24 protein-coding genes are annotated in these 22,793 nt (G+C 46.3%); 19 read left to right on the top strand and 5 right to left on the bottom strand.

Annotated features, from left to right (window positions below):
- Positions 1-40 precede the first annotated feature (40 nt).
- The 5 genes from CLV42_RS17210 to CLV42_RS17230 all read left to right on the top strand — a co-directional run bounded on the left by CLV42_RS17210 (position 41) and on the right by CLV42_RS17230 (position 4,870).
- Positions 41-673 carry an ABC transporter ATP-binding protein gene (locus CLV42_RS17210; RefSeq protein ID WP_106603158.1) on the top strand — a complete coding sequence of 211 codons (633 nt, stop codon included), beginning with the start codon at positions 41-43 and terminating at the stop codon, positions 671-673.
- A gap of 10 nt (positions 674-683) precedes the next feature.
- Positions 684-1,787 (top strand): hypothetical protein, encoded by a 1,104-nt coding sequence (locus CLV42_RS17215; protein WP_106603159.1) that lies wholly within the window; start codon positions 684-686, stop codon positions 1,785-1,787.
- An 89-nt stretch (positions 1,788-1,876) separates the two neighbouring features.
- Complete coding sequence (locus CLV42_RS17220) at positions 1,877-2,749, top strand: YegJ family protein (protein ID WP_106603160.1); 873 nt, start codon at positions 1,877-1,879, stop codon at positions 2,747-2,749.
- A gap of 26 nt (positions 2,750-2,775) precedes the next feature.
- Positions 2,776-3,855 (top strand): Gfo/Idh/MocA family protein, encoded by a 1,080-nt coding sequence (locus tag CLV42_RS17225; protein WP_245901677.1) that lies wholly within the window; start codon positions 2,776-2,778, stop codon positions 3,853-3,855.
- A 154-nt stretch (positions 3,856-4,009) separates the two neighbouring features.
- The gene (locus tag CLV42_RS17230) at positions 4,010-4,870 is read left to right on the top strand and encodes an MATE family efflux transporter (protein ID WP_106603161.1); all 861 of its coding nucleotides are present in this window, start codon (positions 4,010-4,012) and stop codon (positions 4,868-4,870) included.
- A gap of 172 nt (positions 4,871-5,042) precedes the next feature.
- Here CLV42_RS17230 and CLV42_RS17235 read toward each other — a convergent pair whose 3' ends face one another.
- The gene (locus CLV42_RS17235) at positions 5,043-6,596 is read right to left on the bottom strand and encodes a hypothetical protein (protein WP_106603162.1); all 1,554 of its coding nucleotides are present in this window, start codon (positions 6,594-6,596) and stop codon (positions 5,043-5,045) included.
- Positions 6,597-6,812: 216 nt separating this feature from the next.
- On the opposite strand from CLV42_RS17235, the gene leuC reads away from it, so the two are divergent.
- The 5 genes from leuC to CLV42_RS17260 all read left to right on the top strand — a co-directional run bounded on the left by leuC (position 6,813) and on the right by CLV42_RS17260 (position 12,364).
- Positions 6,813-8,210 carry a 3-isopropylmalate dehydratase large subunit gene (leuC, locus tag CLV42_RS17240; protein ID WP_106603163.1) on the top strand — a complete coding sequence of 466 codons (1,398 nt, stop codon included), beginning with the start codon at positions 6,813-6,815 and terminating at the stop codon, positions 8,208-8,210.
- 11 nt (positions 8,211-8,221) lie between these two features.
- Positions 8,222-8,980, top strand: coding sequence for a methyltransferase domain-containing protein (locus CLV42_RS17245; protein WP_106603164.1), 759 nt, complete (start codon positions 8,222-8,224; stop codon positions 8,978-8,980).
- 39 nt (positions 8,981-9,019) lie between these two features.
- Positions 9,020-9,619 carry a 3-isopropylmalate dehydratase small subunit gene (gene leuD / locus CLV42_RS17250; RefSeq protein ID WP_106603165.1) on the top strand — a complete coding sequence of 200 codons (600 nt, stop codon included), beginning with the start codon at positions 9,020-9,022 and terminating at the stop codon, positions 9,617-9,619.
- 99 nt (positions 9,620-9,718) lie between these two features.
- Complete coding sequence (leuB, locus tag CLV42_RS17255) at positions 9,719-10,798, top strand: 3-isopropylmalate dehydrogenase (protein WP_106603166.1); 1,080 nt, start codon at positions 9,719-9,721, stop codon at positions 10,796-10,798.
- A gap of 57 nt (positions 10,799-10,855) precedes the next feature.
- A complete protein-coding gene (locus CLV42_RS17260; protein ID WP_106603167.1) occupies positions 10,856-12,364 on the top strand; it encodes a 2-isopropylmalate synthase in 1,509 nt (502 codons plus the stop codon).
- A gap of 48 nt (positions 12,365-12,412) precedes the next feature.
- Here the strand turns inward: CLV42_RS17260 and CLV42_RS17265 are convergent, their stop codons facing one another.
- On the bottom strand, positions 12,413-13,075 hold the full coding sequence (locus tag CLV42_RS17265) for a M15 family metallopeptidase (RefSeq protein WP_146154403.1): 663 nt from the start codon (positions 13,073-13,075) through the stop codon (positions 12,413-12,415).
- Positions 13,076-13,247: 172 nt separating this feature from the next.
- On the opposite strand from CLV42_RS17265, the gene CLV42_RS17270 reads away from it, so the two are divergent.
- From CLV42_RS17270 to fucP, 7 genes are all read left to right on the top strand, one after another.
- Positions 13,248-14,030, top strand: coding sequence for an SDR family NAD(P)-dependent oxidoreductase (locus tag CLV42_RS17270; RefSeq protein WP_211303473.1), 783 nt, complete (start codon positions 13,248-13,250; stop codon positions 14,028-14,030).
- A gap of 90 nt (positions 14,031-14,120) precedes the next feature.
- Positions 14,121-14,867: a hypothetical protein gene (locus CLV42_RS17275; protein ID WP_146154404.1), complete on the top strand. Its 747-nt coding sequence runs from the start codon at positions 14,121-14,123 to the stop codon at positions 14,865-14,867.
- 60 nt (positions 14,868-14,927) lie between these two features.
- Positions 14,928-15,779, top strand: coding sequence for a fumarylacetoacetate hydrolase family protein (locus tag CLV42_RS17280; protein ID WP_106603170.1), 852 nt, complete (start codon positions 14,928-14,930; stop codon positions 15,777-15,779).
- 5 nt (positions 15,780-15,784) lie between these two features.
- Positions 15,785-16,117, top strand: coding sequence for an L-rhamnose mutarotase (locus CLV42_RS17285; RefSeq protein WP_106603171.1), 333 nt, complete (start codon positions 15,785-15,787; stop codon positions 16,115-16,117).
- A gap of 69 nt (positions 16,118-16,186) precedes the next feature.
- On the top strand, positions 16,187-17,014 hold the full coding sequence (locus tag CLV42_RS17290) for an amidohydrolase family protein (protein ID WP_106603172.1): 828 nt from the start codon (positions 16,187-16,189) through the stop codon (positions 17,012-17,014).
- 35 nt (positions 17,015-17,049) lie between these two features.
- Positions 17,050-17,832: an L-fucose dehydrogenase gene (locus CLV42_RS17295; protein WP_106603173.1), complete on the top strand. Its 783-nt coding sequence runs from the start codon at positions 17,050-17,052 to the stop codon at positions 17,830-17,832.
- Positions 17,833-17,868: 36 nt separating this feature from the next.
- Positions 17,869-19,167, top strand: coding sequence for an L-fucose:H+ symporter permease (gene fucP / locus CLV42_RS17300; RefSeq protein WP_106603174.1), 1,299 nt, complete (start codon positions 17,869-17,871; stop codon positions 19,165-19,167).
- Positions 19,168-19,245: 78 nt separating this feature from the next.
- Here the strand turns inward: fucP and CLV42_RS17305 are convergent, their stop codons facing one another.
- The 3 genes from CLV42_RS17305 to CLV42_RS17315 form a co-directional block, all read right to left on the bottom strand.
- Entirely contained in the window at positions 19,246-19,668 is a 423-nt protein-coding gene (locus CLV42_RS17305; RefSeq protein ID WP_106603175.1) for a hypothetical protein, read from the bottom strand.
- 97 nt (positions 19,669-19,765) lie between these two features.
- Positions 19,766-20,176, bottom strand: coding sequence for a cupin domain-containing protein (locus CLV42_RS17310; RefSeq protein ID WP_106603176.1), 411 nt, complete (start codon positions 20,174-20,176; stop codon positions 19,766-19,768).
- 171 nt (positions 20,177-20,347) lie between these two features.
- Positions 20,348-20,926, bottom strand: a complete 579-nt coding sequence (locus CLV42_RS17315) for an O-methyltransferase (RefSeq protein ID WP_106603177.1) — start codon at positions 20,924-20,926, stop codon at positions 20,348-20,350.
- 62 nt (positions 20,927-20,988) lie between these two features.
- Here CLV42_RS17315 and CLV42_RS17320 point away from each other — a divergent pair, with 62 nt between their 5' ends.
- Together CLV42_RS17320 and CLV42_RS17325 are read left to right on the top strand one after the other, a co-directional pair.
- Positions 20,989-21,714, top strand: coding sequence for an MbnP family protein (locus CLV42_RS17320; RefSeq protein WP_106603178.1), 726 nt, complete (start codon positions 20,989-20,991; stop codon positions 21,712-21,714).
- Positions 21,715-21,718: 4 nt separating this feature from the next.
- Positions 21,719-22,777: a cytochrome-c peroxidase gene (locus CLV42_RS17325; protein ID WP_106603179.1), complete on the top strand. Its 1,059-nt coding sequence runs from the start codon at positions 21,719-21,721 to the stop codon at positions 22,775-22,777.
- The last annotated feature ends 16 nt before the right edge of the window (positions 22,778-22,793 follow it).

A 22,793-nucleotide genomic window follows, 5' to 3' on the forward strand; every position in this document is an offset into this window, starting at 1 on the left:
ATTTATTACACATATTTACAAATAAATTATATTTCTTCTGATGGCATCTCATGTATTAAGTCTTCGCCATATTATTAAATCTTATCATGATACAGTGGTGCTGGATATCCCTAACCTCGAACTGGACTATGGTGTCTATTGGTTGTTAGGAGGGAATGGAGCCGGCAAAACTACTTCCATGAAAGTCATGGCCGGACTGATTCCATTCCGGGGCGATATCCTGGTGGAGAACAATATCAGCTGTAATAAACAGCCTGTACAATACCGCCGCCTGGTCAATTACGCAGAGGCAGAGCCCCTGTACCCGGGTTTTATAACCGGTAGCGACCTGGTATCCCTGTATGTAAAAACCAAGGGGAAAGGGTATAAGGATATCCAGGAAGTGATTGACCTGCTGGGTGTTGCATCGTTTATCCACCAGCCGGTGAGCAGCTATTCCAGTGGTATGTTGAAAAAGGTATCCCTGCTGTTGGCTTTTACCGGTACACCCAAAGTGATCCTACTGGATGAACCTTTAATTACACTTGATACACAATCACTTCCACTGTTATACACATTGGTAGATGAATTTCACCAACAATATGGCGTCACTTTTTGCATCACCTCCCATCAGCCGGTAACTGCCGGATCAATCCACCTGAAGGTAGAAGGGAAAAATATTGTGAAGGTCTAACTTATCCCCAATGGCTTTATCCAAGATATTCACAATACGCTATTATGCGAAGAACACAGGGTTTTTCCTGGTGATATTTTATTTCTTTTTTGGCATCGTTCCCGGCGGACAACTGCTTTCCTATCACCATACGCTCATAAAAGGCTTTACCGGTAGTATGGACTTCCTGGCACTGGTTTGCCTGGCCTGGTTGTTGTATAATCTGAAGTGCATTGCTTTTGTCGTGAATGTGTTATCCACAAAAGAACATACTTTCCTTTACGGCACCCTGGGATTGCTCGATGGTGTTACAAAATGGCGCACCTGGTTATGGCTGCACATGAACCTTTATGCACCTGTATTAATATACAGCTGCATTGCTGCGGGAATAGCCATCCAGTTACATTTTTATCCTTCGGCTGTCATTATAGGTCTGTTCAATATTATTATGCTCATCGCACCACTATGGCTCTATGATCATAAAATGAAACATCCCGGTACGGTATCCTTCCTTGCGCGGTGGCAGCAATGGTTGAATAAGACGATCAGGAAGTCTCTCTGGGCACTGTATGGTTATGAACTGCTGAATAACAATATAAAGTCGCTGGCAATTGCCAAGGTGGTATCAGGTCTGGTGGTTATTGCTACCTGTTCATTGATGGGGACATATGACGAACGTTTCATCCTGGTGGGTTTCCTGGTATGTATTCTGGCTCAGGTAATACTGATATATAATCACAGGCGCTTTGATGATCTTTATCTCTCCCTGCTGCCACAATTGCCTGTGCCGGTGTGGAAAAGATACCTTCAAACGGGCTTACTGTATTTAGTACTATTACTGCCGGAAAGTATCCTGCTGGCATATAAAGTATGGCAACAAGCGGCGCCGGCGCACCTCATCATGCTGGTGGCTACAGGTGTATCTGTTTTAATGTTGTTACGCAGCTTACTGTATTTTCCACGTATGGACCAGGACAGGTATTTCCGCTGGGTGCTGATCATTATCGTAAGCCTGCTTTTTCTGGGACTGGCCCGTTTATATTGGTATGGAATTATCCTGCTGCAGGTACCTGCCTATACTATTTTTTACAATAGGTATTACCGTTATGAAGCTCCACTGGAAAAGGTGGATTAGATACTCACTTTCAAAGTGAAAATATGGGTATATTCGTCCGGAGATCTCAGACAGGGGCACAGGACACAAACATATTTTAACCATTAACTATGGGTTTCTTATCAAAAATCTTTGGTAAACGCAATAATGCGGATACGGAAGACCAATTGCCGGTTGTGCACATAGCTGATGATGATGAACGTATGAACTGGGCTATTGAAAAAGCCAACGCCACTTTACATTATTTTCAGACTTGTTTGCTGGAGCCAGATCCGGAGCAGCAATACTTTTCCGTAAAAGTGCTGATTGACGATGGCATAAACCGCGAACACCTCTGGCTTGTTTCTCCCAGTTTTGATGAAGAGGGCAACCTGTATGGCGTGGTTGGAAATAAGCCGGTCTATGTCAATTCTGTTACGATCAATCAGAAGATCGGTATCGATCCCCGTTTTATTTCCGACTGGATGATCATTGAAGATGGCCGTCTGATAGGAGGATATACCATCCGCGCCATCCGGGATGGCAGGCCTGCCCATGAACGCCCTGAGTTTGACCGGCAGGTGGGCTTATACATCGATGAGGGAATAGATTACTTCGCACATGATTTTTGCACACCTGAAGGAGCCATCCTATGCCTGGAAGACGCCTACGATGAACAGGATATTGAAAAGGCCCTTGCCTGTAAAAACTTTCAAGAGGAAGCCAGATTGCTGTTGCTGAAAATGAATGACAGATTCAGTGGTAAGGAAATCTTAGAGACTACTGCCGACATTTTACGCGCATCTTTCATCAAAAGTCTTAAAAAGGACGGATTCCCGGTTTTTAGAGACCTGCGCCGCGCTTACCCTTATCGCAAGAAGATCACAGACAATCTTTACCTGATCACAGAAGTCTGCATTTTCCCCGATGGCAAAAAAAGCAAACAGGAGATCTACACCTTCAAAGGTGACGAGGGTTGGAGAGTATTAAATGTAGTAGAATAACAATTTACAGGTCAAATATCCATGTCATGATGAAGAAGGTCTTAACTCAGAGCTTTTTAATTTTATTCACTGCTTTCACAGCAGTTGCACAACAACCACTGAATGTAGGGGTAGTCGGTCTGTCGCACGACCATGTACACCTGCTGATGCATCAGTGGAAAAAAGGACAGGTCACCATCGCCGGTATTGCCGAAGCAGATCAGCAACTAATAGCCCGTTATAAAAAAAGCTATCAGTTGCCCGATTCCCTTTTTTATCCCGATCTGAATTCCCTGCTCGCACATAAACATCCTGATGCGGTATTGGGCTATAATCCGGTAGCAGAACATATCAACATCGTAGAAGCCTGCGCTCCTAAAGGCATTCCGGTGATGGTGGAGAAGCCACTGGCCACCACCGTAGCCCAGGCAGAAAGAATGGCAATGCTGGCAAGAAAATATCATATTCCGCTGCTGACCAACTTCGAAACTACCTGGTATAATACCAATCAGTATGTGTACGATATGGTGAAGAAACAGGATGCTATCGGTCCTGTGCGTAAAATGGTGGTACATGATGGTCATGAAGGTCCAAGAGAGATAGGCTGTAGCGAAGACTTCCTGCGTTGGCTGACCGACCCTGTGAAAAACGGCGGCGGTGCGCTGATGGACTTTGGCTGTTACGGCGCCAACCTGATGACCTGGTTGATGGATGGCAAAGCGCCTATCGCTGTTACAGCCGTGGCCCGTCATATTAAACCGTCCATATATCCGAATGTGGAAGACGACGCGACCATCCTGCTGGAATACCCGGAGGCAACAGGTATCATAGAGGCATCCTGGAACTGGCCGTTCAGCATCAAGGACTGGGAAGTTTTCGGTAAATCAGGTTACCTGCACGCGCTGAACCCGAGCGACCTGCAACAGCGTAAGAAGAGTGAATATCAACCGGTTAAGGTGCCGGAAGCCGCATATACGGATAATATTACATATCTTGCAGCTGTGCTGAATGGCACCCTGAAGCCCGGTAACGATCTGTCTTCCCTGGAAAACAACCTGATCGTGGTACGTATTCTGGAAGCCGCCCGTACATCTGTGAAGGAAGGAAAACGCATTGTTCTTAAATAAGAGGGGAAACGGAGATATGCCTGAGAGAACAAGCAGAGAATAAGCAGAGAAGACGCAGAGAACAAGTATAGTAAATAGCCACACCGTTGTTATAAGCAATAGTGTGGCTGTTTGATAATATTACTATCCAACGTAACGCTATTAATAAATACCTATGTCCAACACATCACAGCAAACCCGGTCTGCCAAAGACCGTGCCTGGATCATTACCCTAACCATCCTTTTCGGCGTAATGGCCCTTCTCCTTTTTTACACCATCATTTGTATCTGGCCTTCCGGATATGTGAGCAGCAAAGACCCCTTCAAACTATTTGGGAGCATCTATACCATTACGGCAGAACACCGTTTCCTGCTCCTGATGGTATTAGGTGGAGCCCTGGGTGCTAATGTTCACCTCATTATTTCATTCACCGCTTTTGTGGGTAACCGTACATTTGTCACCACCTGGATTCCCTGGTACCTGTTAAGGCCACTGATCGGAGCTGGTATGGCGATGTTCTTCTATATGTTGCTGAGAGGAGGTATCCTGACCTACAGTCCGCCGGTAGCGCCTGAACTGCCTGAAAATAACCAGACGACTGAAGTTGCTGCTACGCCCGCTGTGACAGAAGGAGAGGTCAGCGCCAGTGCTGTACCGGAAGAATCGACTGTCCACGGTGCCACTACGCAGGATACTACGGCTGCGGACTCCGTTGCTGCAGCTTCCGATTCCACCGCAGCAATACCTGCTGCAGAAAAGAGCGAGGCGACACAACAGCGTGATAGTGTTCCGCTGAACCCTTACGGTATGATGGCGATAGCCTGCCTGGTAGGCTTATTCTCAAAAGAAGCATCTGAGAAACTGGAAGAGGTGTTTAAAACCTTGTTCAACGTCAAAGAGAAAGTACAGTATAAAGATCCGCTGCCGGCAGATAAGAACGGGAATGGCAATGGTAATCAAGATGTTGCCAGTCAGACAGATGCTGCCGATACAGATCTGGGTGATTCAAAGACTGAACCGACTGAAGGGGTATAATTGTGCACATTTGCTGATCCTACTTCGTTCAGATAAGGTACAAGAACCGTACAAGCTTTGTCTTAACAATGTTTCATCTATGTTCATCTTACGTTCATCCTACGTTCACAGACGTAGGATGAACGTAAGATGAACATAGATGAAACATTGTTTGTACGGTTCATAAACGAATTTATATCCTCTTCTCCTTACGGACAAACTTCCGGTGAATGATCTCCTGCACCGGTATCCCCTCTATCTTACTCTCCAGCCAGGAAATAATATCCAGGTACAGGAAGGACCGCCTTTCATAGGGGTTCTGGGACAACTGTACCAGTCTCTCCTTCAGATCAGCAAAGGCGCTGCGCAGGGCTTTGGGATGCGCATAGATATTCCGCCGTAAGAATTTCAGGATCTCCTCCATCATCTGGCCAAGGTCTTTGTTCTTGGCTATGAAGTGGTAAACCGATTTGATCAGGTATTCCACCAGGCTGTAGTTTTCCAGCTCATAGTGGGCGATCAGGTGAAGGATGCGTGCAAAGCATTGAATATCAGCACGCAGATTGCCTATCCGCAGGTGAATGATCTTATTCAGATAATCGATCGCTTTGTTATTATCCCCACTGCCGAAATACAGGCAGGCGATCTTATAGTAGAATAACAGTACCCTGTGCTGGTCTATTTTCAGCTGGTGTTCAGCTATTTCCGTTTCCAGCTGGGGCACCAGGGATAAGCCCTCACTGAAAGTCCCTTCCAGGAAGTAACGGTTAATACGGGCCGTATACACATACACAAAGGCTGAGGTCTTGGTATTCTCATTGAAGCTTTCCAGGTTCTCTGTAATGAAGGTTTCCAGCTCATCCAGGTCACGCATGAACTTTTCGTGGTTCATGGTATAGAAATGGGCCGTCAGCAGGTTGTGCATAGCCTTGATATACAGTTCCACATCGGTCCGCTGCAGGGAAGGGTAGTCCTTAAATAGGTCCACCCATTTCTGGGTGTAACGGTAGAACATGACAAAGTCCTGGAGAATGTAGTAATACCAGCTATAGGCCTGGTACAGGTGGATCTTCTCATAGAAACTCATGTCTGTACCGCAGTTGGGCGGCAATTCCTGTTCAAAGAACATCTTTACCATGTCGGCGTCCTTTTTGTCCCGTGCATGACCCAGTTTCAGGTAGAGGCCGTACATGCGGAGGGCCAGGGTAGAAAGACGGCTGATATTGCTGAGGCGATGTTCTATCTGACGGGATTCGGCGCTCAGTTCGTCTGCCCGGTTCTCCAGGCTGCGGGTAATATGCCGGCTCTCGATCTGCTTTTCAAATTCGATAATTTCATAGCTTAGCATCACCTCTTCCTGTTCGATGGCCATTACTTTGGCACGGGAAAGGATTTTAAGACTTTGATTATAAAGCCCTTTACTGTATAATACACGCGCATAATCCAACTGCTCCCGCAGGTCAATCAGTGGATCTTTCTGCTTGTACAACAGGCGGAGGCTGGTGAGCAGTTGCTTATAAAGATGGGCTTTTACGTTACTGAGCTGCTGCTTCTTAATAGCGGGTATCTTCTTGAGGATCAGCTCTTCATCATACTCCTTTAACTTGTCCAGCGTATTGAAAAGTTGAATGAAGAGAACGTCCTCCTTAGTGTTATTTTTATTAAAAGCAAGTTGAAAATTGCGCTTTTCAGCTTTTGTGAGTGTTTTAATTAATATAAAGAGGGCGTCGTGCTGGTTGTTGGACATCGTTAATAATGTGTTATAATTAGCTGACAATCAAAATAATAATCGATGTCAGGCGTAGTTATATATCGTAATTAAGTCAAATTTAGCTATATAGTAATTAGCATTCACTATTAGCTTTGAAGTTACAAACAAACAAGGAAGCACAAAATTATCAATTTCGCCGGTGTTAATGTTTGATGATATTAGCACAGGGCGTAACAAAATGTAAAATTACGGATGGGAAAAACATTATTTGACAAGATCTGGGACAGCCACGTAGTGGTTAGCAAACCCGGCTTTCCGGATGCAGTATACATCAACACGCATTTTATTCATGAAGTGACCAGTCCGCAGGCTTTTGACGGACTGCGCAAAAGAGGTATACCGGTTTTCCGTACTGCTAAAACCAGGGCTACGGCAGACCATAATGTACCCACCATTGACCAGCACCTGCCTATTAAAGAGGCCCTGAGCCGCAAACAGGTAGAGATGCTGACTACTAACACCAAAGAATTCGGCGTGGAGCTTTACGGTCTGGGACACCCTTACCAGGGTATCGTACACGTGATCGGCCCCGAACTGGGTATTACCCTGCCGGGAATGACCATTGTGTGTGGCGACAGCCATACCAGCACACACGGTGCCTTTGGTGCAATTGCCTTCGGTATCGGTACTTCCGAGGTAGAACAAGTACTGGCTACCCAGTGTATCCTGCAATACCGTCCAAAACGCATGAAGATCGAGGTGAACGGTAAACTGAAGAAAGGTGTGGTGTCCAAGGATATCATCCTGTACATCATCTCTAAAATATCCGCTTCCGGTGCTACCGGCTACTTTGTGGAATATGCCGGCGAGGCCATCCGCAGCCTGAGCATGGAAGCCCGTATGACCATCTGTAACATGAGCATCGAAATGGGTGCCCGTGGCGGTCTGATCGCTCCTGACGAAACGACTTTCGAATATATTAAAGGCCGTGAGTTTGCTCCTAAAGGCGCAGACTGGGATAAGTCACTGGCTTACTGGAAGACGTTGTACACGGATGCAGACGCTGCCTTCGATGTAGTGCTGACCTTTGATGCAGCTGATATCGAACCAATGATCACCTACGGTACCAACCCAGGTATGGGCATAGGTGTCACCCAGCACATTCCTACACTGGAAAGCCTGGAAGACAAGGAAAAACCATCCTTCAAAAAATCACTGGACTATATGGGCCTGGAGCCAGGCAGCGGACTGCTGGGCAAAAAGGTGGATTATGTTTTTATTGGTAGCTGTACCAATTCCCGTATCGAAGACCTCCGTATGGTGGCCGACTTCGTAAAGGGAAAGAAAAAGGCAGATGATGTAGTGGTATGGATCGTACCTGGTTCCAAACAGGTAGAAGCGCAGGCGAAGAAAGAAGGTATCGATAAAATATTTGAAGAAGCCGGTTTCAACTTACGTCAACCAGGTTGCTCTGCCTGTCTGGGTATGAACGAAGACAAGGTGCCTGCAGGTATGTATTGCATCTCTACGTCCAACCGCAACTTTGAAGGCCGTCAGGGACCTAACGCCCGTACCTTCCTGGCCAGCCCGCTGTCAGCAGCTGCAGCAGCTATCACAGGTAAAGTAACAGATGTAAGAGAACTGGTATAATCACTGAAAAAATGTCCTGGAACGCAGAATTATATAAGGAAAAGCACGCTTTTGTATTCGAATATGGCAATAGCCTGATCGAATGGCTGCAGCCAAAGGAAGGGGAGAACATCCTGGACCTGGGCTGTGGTACCGGCGAGCTGACATCCCAGATAGCGGCCACCGGCGCGAAAGTAACAGGAATGGATAGTTCCGCTACGATGATCGCCAGTGCGCAACAGCACTTCCCGGATATCACGTTTAAAGTGGGAGATGCGACTTCCTTCTCCCTGCCTGAAACATTTGATGCGGTATTCACAAACGCTACCCTGCACTGGATACGCCAGCAGGAGAAAGCGCTGGATCGCATCTGGCAGCACCTGAAACCCGGCGGGCGACTGGTGCTGGAAATGGGCGGTAAAGGAAATGTGGATGACATCACGGGAGCGCTGGAGAAAGCCCTGCATAGCAAAGGCTATACTTACAAGCCATACTGGTATTTCCCTTCTGTAGGAGAATATACATCCCTGCTGGAAGAATATGGATTCAGAGTGAACCAGGTACTTTACTTTGACCGTGAAACTGAACTGGCAGACCCTGAGAATGGTATTGTGGAATGGCTGCAGATGTTTGGATCGCATTTCCTTGAACAGATACCGGAACAGGACAGACTACCTGTTCTGCAGGAAGCACAGGAAGCCTTACGGGCAACCAACTTCCGCGATGGTAAATGGTACTCGAAGTATGTGCGCTTACGTGTAAAAGCAGAAAAAATTAATTCGGATCTTTAACTTGTAAAATGAAAGACCTTCTCTGAAGGCCATTAAATAATGAGTAAGAATTTTCAACACCTGGTTTCAACCGCAGTTCCTATTGCGATAGAAAATATTGATACTGATCAGATCATCCCTGCCCGCTTCCTGAAAGCAACAACAAGAGACGGCTTCGGAGAAAATCTTTTCCGTGACTGGCGTTTTGAAAGTAACGATACGCCTAAAAAGGATTTCGTACTGAATAATCCTATCTACAAAGGTGAGATCCTGGTAGCAGGTAAGAACTTTGGTTGTGGATCCTCCCGTGAGCACGCAGCATGGGCTATAGCCGACTATGGTTTCAAAGTAGTGATCAGCAGCTTCTTTGCTGACATCTTCAAGAACAATGCACTGAACAACTTTATCCTGCCTATCCAGGTGACTGACGAATTCCTGGACAAGATCTTCTCCGCTATCGAAAAAGATCCTGCTACGCAAATGGAAGTAGACATCGAAAAGCAGTCACTGAAGATTGTTGCTACCGGTGAAGAAACACGTTTCGACATCAACCCTTACAAAAAGACCTGCCTGATCAACGGCTATGATGATATTGACTATCTGTTGAGTCTTCGTAAGGAAATAGAATCCTACGAAGCCAGCCGCGAGTTTAATTTTTAACATTTTACTTCAGCCGTTTCGCCGTACTTTTCGAAGGAACGGCAGACCGCTGTGGTATGCAATGAGGTAAACATCAATTTAATATCAACTTTAAACTAAATGGGCGTAGACAAAAAGATACTGGTAATTCCCGGTGATGGTATCGGACAGGAAGTAACTGCCTGGGGCCAGAAAGTACTGGAAACAATTGCTGTAAACTACAAACACAACTTTGTTTTTGAAGAAGGCATAATGGGGCATGTTGCCATCGAAGCTACCGGTAATCCGCTGCCTGATGAAACACTGGACAAAGCCCGCAAAAGTGATGCGATCCTCTTTGGTGCTATCGGTCATGCCAAATACGACAACGATCCTACACTGAAAGTACGTCCTGAACAGGGATTGCTGAAGATCCGTAAGGAACTGGGCTTATACGCCAATCTGCGGCCTATTAAGTTGTTTGATGAACTGCTGGAAGCATCCAGCATTAAGCCGGAAATACTCCGCGGAGCAGATATCCTGTTCTTCCGTGAGCTGACCGGTGATGTGTACTTTGGTGAAAAGAAACGTTCGGAAGATCGTAACACTGCTTCTGACCTGATGATCTATCATCGTTATGAAGTAGAACGTATCGCCCGTAAAGCATATGAAGCTGCCCGCTCCCGCCGTAAAAAGCTGTGCTCTGTAGATAAAGCGAATGTACTGGAAGCCAGCCGCCTGTGGCGCGAGGTAGTACAGGAAATCGCTAAGGAATATCCTGATGTGGAAACAGAACATATGTTCATCGATAACGCTGCGATGCAACTGGTGAAAGATCCTAAACGTTTTGATGTGGTGCTGACAGCTAACCTGTTTGGCGACATCCTGACTGACGAGGCGTCTCAGATCGCTGGTTCCATGGGTATGCTGGCTTCTGCCTCTGTAGGTGACAGCACAGGTTTCTATGAGCCTATCCACGGTTCTGCGCATGATATTGCAGGTAAAGGTATTGCCAATCCGTTGGCATCTATCCTGTCTGCAGCACTGATGCTGGATATTTCCTTCGGACTGAAAACAGAATCACTGCGTGTGATCAAGGCAGTAGAAGCAACATTGAAACAAGGCTTCCGTACCATGGATATTGCGAACAAGCATACGGAAAATCACTTCGTGATGGGTACAGATGCAATGGGTGCAAAAGTGCTGGAGAACCTGAGTTAATACAGCCAACACAATTGCCAACTAAAGTTAATTATCCAATAACACAAATAATTTAAGATGAGCGATAAAAATCGTGTATACGTCTTCGATACTACTCTCCGTGATGGTGAACAGGTGCCTGGCTGTCAGCTGACAACTGTTGAAAAAATTGAAGTAGCGAAAGAACTGGAAGCGCTGGGAGTAGATGTTATTGAAGCCGGGTTCCCTATCTCCAGTCCCGGTGATTTTCAGAGTGTAGTTGAAATCTCCAAAGCGGTAAGCGAGCCGGTTATCTGCGCGCTGACCCGTGCCAATACAATGGATATTGACGCTGCTGCAGAAGCGCTCCGTTTTGCTAAGCGTAAGCGTATCCATACTGGTATCGGTGCTTCCGATATGCATATCAAATACAAATTCAACAGTACCCGCGAAGACATCCTGAAACGCGCTGTAGACGCTGTGAAGTATGCCCGCAAGTATGTGGATGATATTGAATTTTATGCGGAAGATGCAGGCCGTGCCGATAATGAATACCTGGCAAGAATGATCGAAGCGGTGATTGCTGCAGGTGCTACCGTAGTGAACATTCCTGATACGAATGGTTACTGTCTGCCTGACCAGTATGGCGCTAAGATCAAATACCTGATGGACAATGTATCCAACATCGATAAAGCGATCATCTCCGTGCATTGTCATAATGACCTGGGTCTGGCTACCGCCAATACCATTGCAGGTGTAATGAACGGTGCACGTCAGGTGGAATGTACTATCAATGGTATTGGTGAACGTGCCGGTAACACTTCGCTGGAAGAAGTGGCGATGATCCTGAAAACGCACCACGGACTCGGTTATCACACAGGTATCAACTCAAAACGTATCTATGGTATCAGCAACATGGTTGAGACCATGATGCGTATGCCGGTACAGGCCAATAAGGCTATCATAGGCCGTAATGCTTTCGCACACAGCTCCGGTATTCACCAGGATGGCGTGCTGAAACACCGCGAGAACTATGAGATCCTGAATCCTGAGGATGTAGGTATCCCATCCAATTCAATCATCCTGACTGCACGTAGTGGCCGTCATGCATTGAAACATCACCTGGAGCGCCTCGGTTATAAACTGGATAAGATCAACCTGGATGAAGTGTATCAGCGCTTCCTCATCATGGCCGATCAGCGTAAAGATATCAACGATGCTGATCTGCAGGAACTGATGGGCGATGGCGACGATAAGAACTATGATGATAAAGCGATCAAGGTAACGCTGTTGCAGGTAGTATGTGGCGATCCGCTGCGTCCGATGGCTACTGTGAAACTGAAGATCAATGGTGAAGAGAAAGAAGCCAGCTCCGCAGGTAATGGTCCGGTAGATGCTGCTATCAATGCTATTCACGAGATCATCAAAGATCACATAGATATCGACGAATTCAATATCCAGTCTATGCGTGGTGGTAGTAAAGATGTGAGCAAAGTGAACATGCGTGTGAAACACAATGGCCAGTCTTACTATGGCTATGGTTATTCCACCGACATTGTGAACGCTTCCATGCATGCATATGTGGATGCACTGAACAAGATCTATTAAGCAACATTGATATGAATGAAGAGGCCTTGTCGACTGACGGGGCCTTTTTTATTTGATGTCTTTAAAAGCAATATTCATCAGGGGATACAGCTTATAGTCTTTCAGATAATAGTGCCACCATTCTGTAGGCAGTGGCACAAACCCATAGCGTTCCATTGTACTGCGCAGTAATGCCCTGTTGGCCGCTATCGTGGGATTAGGTTCAGCATAGTCATGATGTGCTTTCTCTGTGAAGTCGTCATAAACACTGGGCATTGGAAGGGACTTACCGGTACGCAGATCCGCAATAGTCAGGTCCACCGCTACACCCCGGTTATGTCCTGAACCTGCATGTGGGTCTGCTGCATAACGGTCGTCCGGTACGATCTCCCACATCATCTCTGTTACACTATACGGTCGGTAGCCATCAAATACCAGCAGTCCCAATCCTTTTTTATTCAGTTCCAGTTGTACGGCCTTCAATGCTTTGGCTGCAGGTAAACGCAGGTATACAGCGGCATAGGGGTATAATACCTTGTGTGTGAAATTGTTGGCGGTAGCATAGCGGATATCTTTCCGGATACCTGGGATGTAAGTCATAATGTCTACAAACGCCTGGTTGCTGTCGGCCGATACCAGCTCTTTATACAGGGCAACGGTATTGACCACCGGCAAGCCATATTTATTCAGGGGGATCTTTTGTGCAGATGCTGAGTAAATATTGTTTGTCAATATGACATATAAGAGCAGAACAATTGTCTTTAGGGGAGTCCTGTAATTGATTTTCAACCTTTTTTTATTTAAATATTCATAAATATGGTAATAAAGTACAAATTACTGGTAAAAAAGGATAGCTTTTGCCTTCTTAAAAGGGTTATTTTAGAACCCTTAAATCAGACAAAATATGAACCTGTTTAGATTAGACAACAAAGTGGCTGTGATCACCGGTGGTGGTAGCGGCATAGGACAGGCAATTGCGAAGGTATTTGCAGCGCAGGGAGCTAATGTGCATATCCTTGAGTTGAACGAGGAAGGAGGACAGCAGACGGCGGCAGATATTGCTGCGGCAGGAGGGAAGGCGCAGGTACACGGCTGTAACGTAGCGCAGCAGGCATCTGTAACCGCTACTATGGATAAGATCATTGCTGCGGCAGGACGTATCGACATCCTGGTAAACTGTGCGGGTATTGCACATGTCGGCAAGCTGGAAACCACTACGGAAGAAGATCTGGACAGGATATATAATGTGAATGTGAAAGGTACGTACAACTGTATGTATGCGGTGATAAAACAAATGAAAGAACAGAAGAGTGGTGTGATTCTGAACGTGGCGTCTATCGCGTCCAGCGTGGGCATCCCTGACAGGTTCGCTTATTCCATGAGCAAGGGCGCGGTACTGACCATGACTCTTTCTGTAGCGAAAGATTATATCCAGGACGGCATCCGTTGTAACTGTGTCTCTCCTGCACGTGTGCATACACCTTTTGTAGATGGATTTATAGCGAAGAACTACCCCGGTAAAGAAAAGGAAATGTTTGATAAACTGTCAAAAACACAACCGATCGGACGTATGGCAAAACCGGATGAGGTGGGCACGCTAGCCTTGTTCCTGTGTGCTGAGGAAGCAGGTTTCATTACAGGTTGCGACTATCCGCTGGATGGAGGATTTATCAGGCTGAATAATTAAGAATCTGCAAAAGCAATTTACGAATGAGGGATTAGTTATATTCGTAATTCACATTCTTAATTCTTCATTCGTAAATCAATGTACAATTCCATGAAAGCTTGGCCATTATTACTTTCAGCAACCTTATTCTTTGCCTGTGGTCCACGTAATGAACCGGCATCCAACGAGGTAGAAGATACTTCCTCAGCAGGAGCCGCCTTTGAACCAGTAGCACCTGCAGGAAAGGTGACCGTATCTTTCCCGGTGACAGATACAACTGAGATCAAGATTCTTTTTGAACTGAATGGTCAAACAAAAGAGAAAAGCTTTGAACTGCCACTGGCAAAAGACGTTGAAGAGAAAGACCTGTACCGCCTGGTATGGGATAAGCCGAATAGCTGCTACATTGGTGTGTTGAAGCAAAACCGTACCACCCGTTATTATCATGCCAGTGTAGATGATAAGGGCTTCCTGCAGATCAATCATGTAGGAACACCTCCCGCAGGTGTTTGGCAATATGCGGAAAACAGGCAGGGATTAGGAAAAGTAAGCTTGTCAGCAAAAGCGAAACTGGAAGATACTTATAAGCATAATATTCAGTCAGGCCGGATCATCGCGGACTTTATTGTAAGGGTGATACCACTGGCATCTAAAGATTCCGTGCATATTTATGCTGAATTCGGCGGTGCCAACAGGACTATCTCTCAGGCAGTACCTGCAGGGTACAAAGCAGGAGTGCTTGTAGAAGAAGGCAAGCCGGCAGCATGTTTTGTAGCATTGGAGAAAGAGGGAAAGCTGCTCAATACCGTAGAGATAAAAGTAGAGAGCGGACACTTGCAGATCAACAATTTAAGATAATAGCATGTGCTGCGTAGCAGCCATCACATAAAGCAAAACGTATAAACAGTAATTTTTTATATGAAACTGATCAGATTTGGTTTACCGGGTGCAGAAAAGCCAGGTATTGTAACAGCAGCAGGTACATTCGATGTAAGTGCATTTGGAGAAGACTTTGGTGAAAAGTTCTTTGAGACAGATGGTTTACAGCGCCTGGCTGCATGGTGGGAAAAGAACAGCGGCAGCTGTCCGCAGGTGCCTGCCGGTACACGCCTGGGATCTTGTGTACAGAGACCTTCCAAGATCATCTGCATAGGCCTCAACTATGCTGACCACGCAAGGGAGACCAATGCACAGATACCTGCAGAGCCTATCGTATTCTTTAAGAGCACTTCTTCCCTGGTAGGGCCTAACGATAATCTGATCATTCCTCGTAACAGTGAAAAAACTGACTGGGAAGTGGAACTGGCTGTTGTAATTGGCAAAAAAGCCAGCTATGTGGATGAGAAAGATGCGCTGGATTATGTAGCTGGTTATTCATTACACAACGACTATAGCGAACGCGCTTTCCAGCTGGAACGCGGCGGACAATGGGTAAAAGGAAAGAGCAATGACACCTTCGCTCCCCTGGGCCCATGGATGGTGACCAAAGATGAAGTAAAAGATATCAATAACCTGCGCCTCTGGCTGACCGTAAACGGTAAGACCATGCAGGACGGTACTACAGCTAACCTGATCTTCAAAATACCTTTCCTGGTATCTTACCTGAGCCAGTTCATGACACTGCTCCCAGGTGATGTGATCTCTACCGGTACACCAGCAGGTGTAGGCCTGGGTATGAATCCACAGGTATATCTGAAGCCAGGCGATGTGATCGAACTGGGTATTGATGGACTGGGCAGCTCCAAACAAACGGCTGTCGCCTATAAATAGACACTATGAAACGTTACTGCCTGGCATTGGACCTGGTGAATGATCCGGCCCTGATAGCAGAATATGAAGCCTACCATCGTGAGGTATGGCCTGAGATAAAAAAGAGCATTACAGATAGTGGTATCACCAATATGGAGATCTACCGCATCATGAACCGTCTCTTTATGATCATGGAGGTGCACGACAGTTTCTCCTTTGAAGCGAAAGGTGCCGCAGATGTTGCCAATCCTAAAGTACAGGAATGGGAGCAGCTGATGTGGAAGTATCAGCAGGCCCTGCCTGTAGCGAAGCCGGGAGAAAAATGGCTGATGATGGACAGGATCTTTTCACTACATTGATGAAGCGGTATAGCAGTAAGGAAGTATAGCTTTATAGCCACTGAAAAGGAAGCTAAACGTTATGAAATAATGATTATAGACGCACACCAGCATTTCTGGCAATATCACCCTGTAAAGGATGCCTGGATCACTGACGATATGAAAGTGATCCAGGAAGATTTTCTGCCACATCATCTGCAGCCTGTGTTGCAGGAGAATGGTGTGGATGGTTGTGTAGCTGTACAGGCAGACCAATCGGAAACAGAAACCGATTTTCTGCTTGATCTGGCCGCCCAACACAATTTCATTAAAGGTGTAGTAGGATGGGTGGATCTTCGTGCAGATAACCTGTCTGAAAGACTGGAACATTTCAGCCGTTTTGAAAAGCTGAAAGGCTTCAGGCATATTGTACAGGGAGAACCTGATCCTGCCTTTATACTCAGGAGTGATTTCTGCGAAGGAATACGGGCATTGTCAAAATATAATTTCACTTACGACATACTGGTATATCCGGTACAATTACCCGCTGTTGCGGCTTTTGTACAGCTGTTCCCTGATCTGCGGCTGGTCATAGATCATATGGCCAAACCCTATTTTAAAACGGGAGATATCAGTGTATGGGAAACGCATATGCGTGCAATTGCTGAACATCCGCATGTATACTGTAAGCTAAGCGGACTGGTAACAGAAGCTGACTGGCAAAAATGGGATGCTGCACATTTTGCTCCTTTCCTGGATGTAGTGCTGGATGCCTTTGGGCCGGAACGCCTGATGTTTGGTTCTGACTGGCCGGTATGTAAACTGGCTGCGAGTTATACAGAAGTAATAGGGATTGTTACTGATTATATCAGCCGTCTTTCTGCAGATGAAAAGGCGGGTATTATGGGCGGAAACGCTGTCAGGTTCTACGGTCTGTAGGGCCTTGGTCAATTAAAACAATTTAAACGATTCACATGGATCTGGGATTAAAAGATAAAGTATTTATAGTTACAGGTGGCGCTAAAGGTATTGGTGAAGCGATCTCCAGACTGATCGCTGCAGAAGGTGGTATTGCCGTGATCGCGGGTAGAAGCACAGAAGACAACAATAAAACAGCCGCTGCTATCACCGCTGCTGGTGGTAAAGCCGTTGAAGTGACAGCCGAACTGGGAGAAGCAGCAGCCTGTAAAAAGGTGATAGATTTCACTGTTGAAAAATATGGCCGCATCGATGGCTTAGTGAATAACGCAGGTGTGAATGATGGTGTAGGTCTGGAGAGCGGTAGTCCGGAGAAGTTCATGGCATCATTGCAGAAGAACATCTCTCACTATTACAACCTGGCGCATTATGCATTACCTTATCTGAAAGCTACTAAAGGTAATATCGTGAATATCGGTTCCAAAGTAGCAGATACAGGTCAGGGTAATACCTCCGGTTATGCAGCGTCCAAAGGTGGTATCAACGCGCTGACCCGCGAGTGGGCTGTAGAGCTGATCCCTTACGGCATCCGCGTAAATACGGTGATCCCTGCTGAAGTATGGACGCCACTGTATGAAACCTGGATCAACTCTTTACCGAATCCACAGGAGAAACTGGCTTCCATCGTAGCCAAGATCCCGTTTGAAAAACGTATGACCACTTCAGAGGAGATCGCTAATATGACAGTGTTCCTTTTGTCAAATGTGTCATCCCATACCACTGGTCAGATCGTGTACGTAGATGGTGGTTACACTCATCTGGACAGGTCTGTCAGCTAGTTGCCAACAGCAATTTTCATCATATAAATATTACATATGGCCGGAGCCGCAATGCCCACTTCCACAGTTAAGGCAAACACTGATACAAAAAAGAGTTACCTGTTCCCATTCATACTGGTAACCAGTTTATTTTTTCTATGGGCGCTGATCCACAACATGAGCCCTATTCTTATTCCACACCTGAAAAAGGCTTGTCAGTTGTCAGACATGCAGTCTGCGTTTATTGACTCTGCCGTCTTTGCTGCCTACTTCCTGATGGCATTGCCGGCAGGAGCGGTAATGAAGAAGTTTGGATATAAGGCGGGTATCATCCTCGGATTGAGCCTGTATGCATTGGGCGCTTTTTTGTTTATTCCGGCCGCAAGTACCCGTGAATATAGTTTCTTCCTGGGAGCACTGTTTATCATTGCAACTGGCCTGACTTTCCTGGAAACAGCTGCCAATCCTTATGTGTCTGTATTGGGCAGTCCGGAAACGGCTACTACACGTCTGAACCTGGCACAGTCATTCAACGGTGTAGGAGCGATGATCGCGCCGATATTAGGTGCAAAGTTCATCCTCTCCGGTACAGAGCTGAGCAAAGCACAGCTCACGGCAATGTCGCCAGATGCATTACAACATTACCTTGTCGGCGAAGCCAGCACTGTGAAGATGCCATACCTCATCATCGGTATCATCGTATTGCTGATCGCAGTACTGTTTGTGATCACAAAAATGCCGGAGGTAACAGAACAGGAAGATACAAGCATAGATGCAACAGCAGGCGAAAAAGGCAGCATCTTCAGACACCGTCACCTCATTGCTGCTGTAGTGGCCATGTTCTTTTATATCGGAGGACAGGTAGGGGTGAATGCTTTCTTCATCCGTTTTGCAAAGTATACAGCCGGGATAGGAGAGAAAGAGGCTGCCGTATTGTTAGGCTCTGTAGCGGGCTTAGGTTTCATGGTGGGACGTTTCTTCGGTACATTCCTGATGCGTACTATTAAACCGCAGATATTGCTGACACTGTACGGTGCTATCAATGTCGGATTGATCCTGATCGCAATGACCACCAAAGGACAGGTAGCCGTATGGACCGTACTGGCAGTACCGTTCTTCATGTCTATCATGTTCCCGACCATCTTCTCACTGGGTATTAAAGGCCTGGGAGGAGATACCAAATTCGGCTCTTCACTGATCATCATGTCTATCGTAGGCGGGGCTGTTTTCCCTCCACTGATGGGATTGATCTCTGATAATTCCAATATCCAGATGGCGTATATTCTGCCGCTGATATGTTTTGCGGTAGTGGTGTGGTTTGGAACGAAGGGGTATAAGCTGGATAAAGCACACTAATAAACGATTAAATAGTTCAGGAGAAGGGTGTCAGTGATGGCACCCTTTTTATTTTGATAATGTATGGACGATTTGTCTCTATTTTTCCAGTATAACCTTAATAGCTTGACCAATTTCTGTAGGAGCTCGAATGCCGTCATTCTCCTTTAGTAAATCTCCTATTTGATTTATTTTGTTTAAAAGCACTTCACGTCTCGCAGCAATACGCCCAGAGTTTCTGTCTGAAGGACTGGCTTCCTTTAATAAAGCTTTAATATTTGCTGGAATAACATCGCCAATTTTTCCTACTGGTCGAATCTGGGTAACATTTTTGTTGCGGGAAGGAGCGCTACTAAATCTTTCCTGATCACCTTCCGGAAGCCGTTGTGCATTATCATTTATCCTCTTTTCTGCTTGATCAGGAGGGATCGCACTTTTAACGATATCGGCGATAAGAAATCTGATCTCATTGCGATATCGCAGTCGAAAATGAATGGCTTCATCGAGTATAAATGTTTGCATGTCGTAAAATTAGAGTATGTGGAAATAGGATATTACGTCGTAAAAAAAGCTTCCAGGTACTCACCTGAAAGCTTTTTACATCAACTTAAAACCCACTTCACTTCGCCAACACTACTAACGGCTTCCCCTTCTCCACTATATACGTCGCCAGCTCTTTCGCCTCCACATTCCCTACATTCTTCACCTCATGCTTTACGCCATAAGGTATAAACAACACATCCCCTGTTTTAAGCGTCACCGACGCCTTACCTTCAAGCCTATACTCCAACACACCTTCAGTTACATAAATAATTTCCTCTCCCGGATGACTATGCTTAGGAGCTGTTACTCCCGGCTTAAAATCCACCAGCACCTGTACTGCTTCACGTCCGGGAATGCTGAGATCATGCTGTTGGAGATCTTTTCGGCCGAGACCCTTCAACTGTGCACTGGCAGAATCAGGTATAATTAAAGCTGCTGCCATAACTACTGCGACTATCGCGCTTGCAAGAATATTATGTTGTTTCATGTGTTAGATTTTTAAAAGATTATACTGTAAAGGTATAGCCATTACATAGCCCTGAACAGTGCCATTTGGTGTGGTGGACAACATTCACCGTGAAATAGTCATTCTACCCCTTAAAACAGCAAAAGCCTCCGGGAAACTATCCGGAGGCCTTTGTCAAAGAGAGGTGGTCAGTTATTTCTTCACCGCAATAATAATTCCCGTTGCCCACACCATTTTGGTGAGTAACAAGTCTTCTCTTGCTTCGAGGTCTTTTATCAGCTGTGTCACTTTCTCCGCGTGTCCTTCCGGCCAGTTGGGTTGTGGCAGCATATCGTCGATAATGTAAAGTCCCCCTTTATTGAGCATGGTCAGCGTTTCTTCCAGCATCATGTATTTGCCTGGCCAGGTATCTGCGAAGATGTAGTCAAACTTCCTGCGCTTGTTTTCCTTCAGCCACTCGTTGCCATCGGCCTGTACGAGTTTTAGCCGCTTGTCATCGCTTAAAAACTGTTTGGCGATATCCAGGAATTCTGCGGTATTATCTACAGAAATAAGGGTGCTTTCTTTATCCATTCCATCCAGTATCCAGGAGGTGGACAAGCCGGTACCTGTGCCCAGTTCAAGAAAGCTGCCATAGGGTTTGGATGTTGCCAGCGTGCGGAGCAGGGAGCAGGTCAGCTGGTCGGAGGCCATAGTGAATCCGGAGGCGTTCGTCGCATCGGCAATGTACTGATAGTGTTCTGGGAATTGCTGTAATATGTCTTCTGTCATGGGTTATGATGTTAATTCGTCTTTCAACAAGGTAATAAAAAAAATCGCTTACTTTCGATATTATGAACCGTCTCTTAATACTGATATTCCTGTTTATGGCCTCGGGCACCGCTGCACAGCAGGTACAGCTGGAAATCAGTCATGTAGTAGCCGGCCAACCCATGCAGCTGCGGACAGCTACCTATACCAATGCCGCTGGTGATACTTTTAATATTACCCTGTTCAAATACTATCTCAGTAATTTCTCGCTGGTAACTGCTGACGGCAAAAAGACGGCACTAACACCGGCTTATTTCCTGGTGAACGAAGATAGCGTTGCTTCAAAGAAGATATTACTGTCACAGTGCCCGGAGGGGGAATATACGCAGCTGTCTTTTATGATAGGTGTGGATAGTGTGTTGAATTTCAGCGGCCCCCAGGATGGTGCATTGGATCCCTTGCATGGGATGTTCTGGACCTGGAATAGTGGGTATATCATGGCAAAACTGGAAGGCACATCGCCATCCTCCCGCCTGCCCAATCATATGCTGCAATTTCATATTGGCGGATATAGGGCTCCTCATGTTACCCAGCGGATGGTGACCCTAACCCTGCCTTCGCCCCTGCGGACGGGTCCACAACATAAGTCCCAGGTTGTTTTGCAGGCAGATGCCATGGCCTGGTTCAACGGTGCTAACCAGGTCAGCTTCCGGCAGATGCCGGGTTTTATGACACCTGGCACGCCGGCCGATCGTATTGCAGATAATTATCAGCACATGTTTTCCGTTAAAAAGATTGTAAACCAATAAGCCAATGTTCCGGAAAGCGGCATATATCCTTTTCGCCTTCTGCCTGTGGTTATGGATCGTAGGAAGGAACCGGCATGCGTTGACCGCTCATTCCCCGGCTGTGGAGTACTACCAGTTGAAACTACCGGATAGCCTGCCACCCCCCGTATATGATTTTAAGAATAACCCGCTTACCAAAGAGGGCATTGCCCTGGGAAGACATCTGTTCTACGACCCGAAGCTATCCGTTGACAGCTCGATTTCCTGCGGTTTCTGCCATCAGCAGTTTGCTGCTTTCGGGCATTTTGACCATGCCATCAGTCATGGGGTGCTGGGCAGGACGGGTAATCGCTCCGTACCGGCATTGTTCAACCTGATCTGGCAGAAAGACTTCATGTGGGATGGGGGCGTGAATCACCTCGATATTCAGCCTTTAACGCCCATTACAGACGAGAATGAGATGGGAATGGATCTTGGAGTGCTCATTAAACGTTTGCAGGGAAATAAGACCTACAGGAAGCTTTTTAAAGCGGCTTATGGCACAGAGGAGGTGACCAGTCAGCGCTTGTTTAAAGCGCTATCCCAGTTCGTTGTTACCATGATCTCTTTTGAATCAAAATATGATAGTGTGATGCGCCGGGAACCGGGAGTGACTTTTACGGCGGAAGAACAAGGTGGATACAGAACATTCACCCAGAAATGCGCCAGCTGCCATAAACCGCCTTTCTTTACGGATTACAGCATACGGAATAACGGCCTGCCTTACCTGCCTTCCATGAATGATGTGGGCAGAATGCGTATCACCAACAATACAGCCGATTACCTGAAGTTTAAAGTCCCTTCCCTGCGTAATGTGCTGGTCAGTGCTCCCTATATGCATGACGGCAGATTCTTCGATATTTTCCAGGTCTTTGCCATGTACGATCATGGGCAGCAAAAAGGGAACACCATTGATCCTCTTGTGAAGAATGGTATTCCCCTGACAGAAAAAGAACAGCGACAGCTGTATATGTTCCTGAATACGTTGACAGATAAAAAGTTCCTGAGCAATAAGGAACTAAGCGAAGTGCTGATCACTGATTAAAACGGCCGATGCTGTT

The sequence above is a fragment of the Chitinophaga ginsengisoli genome (genome assembly GCF_003014595.1).
GTDB lineage: Bacteria > Bacteroidota > Bacteroidia > Chitinophagales > Chitinophagaceae > Chitinophaga > Chitinophaga ginsengisoli.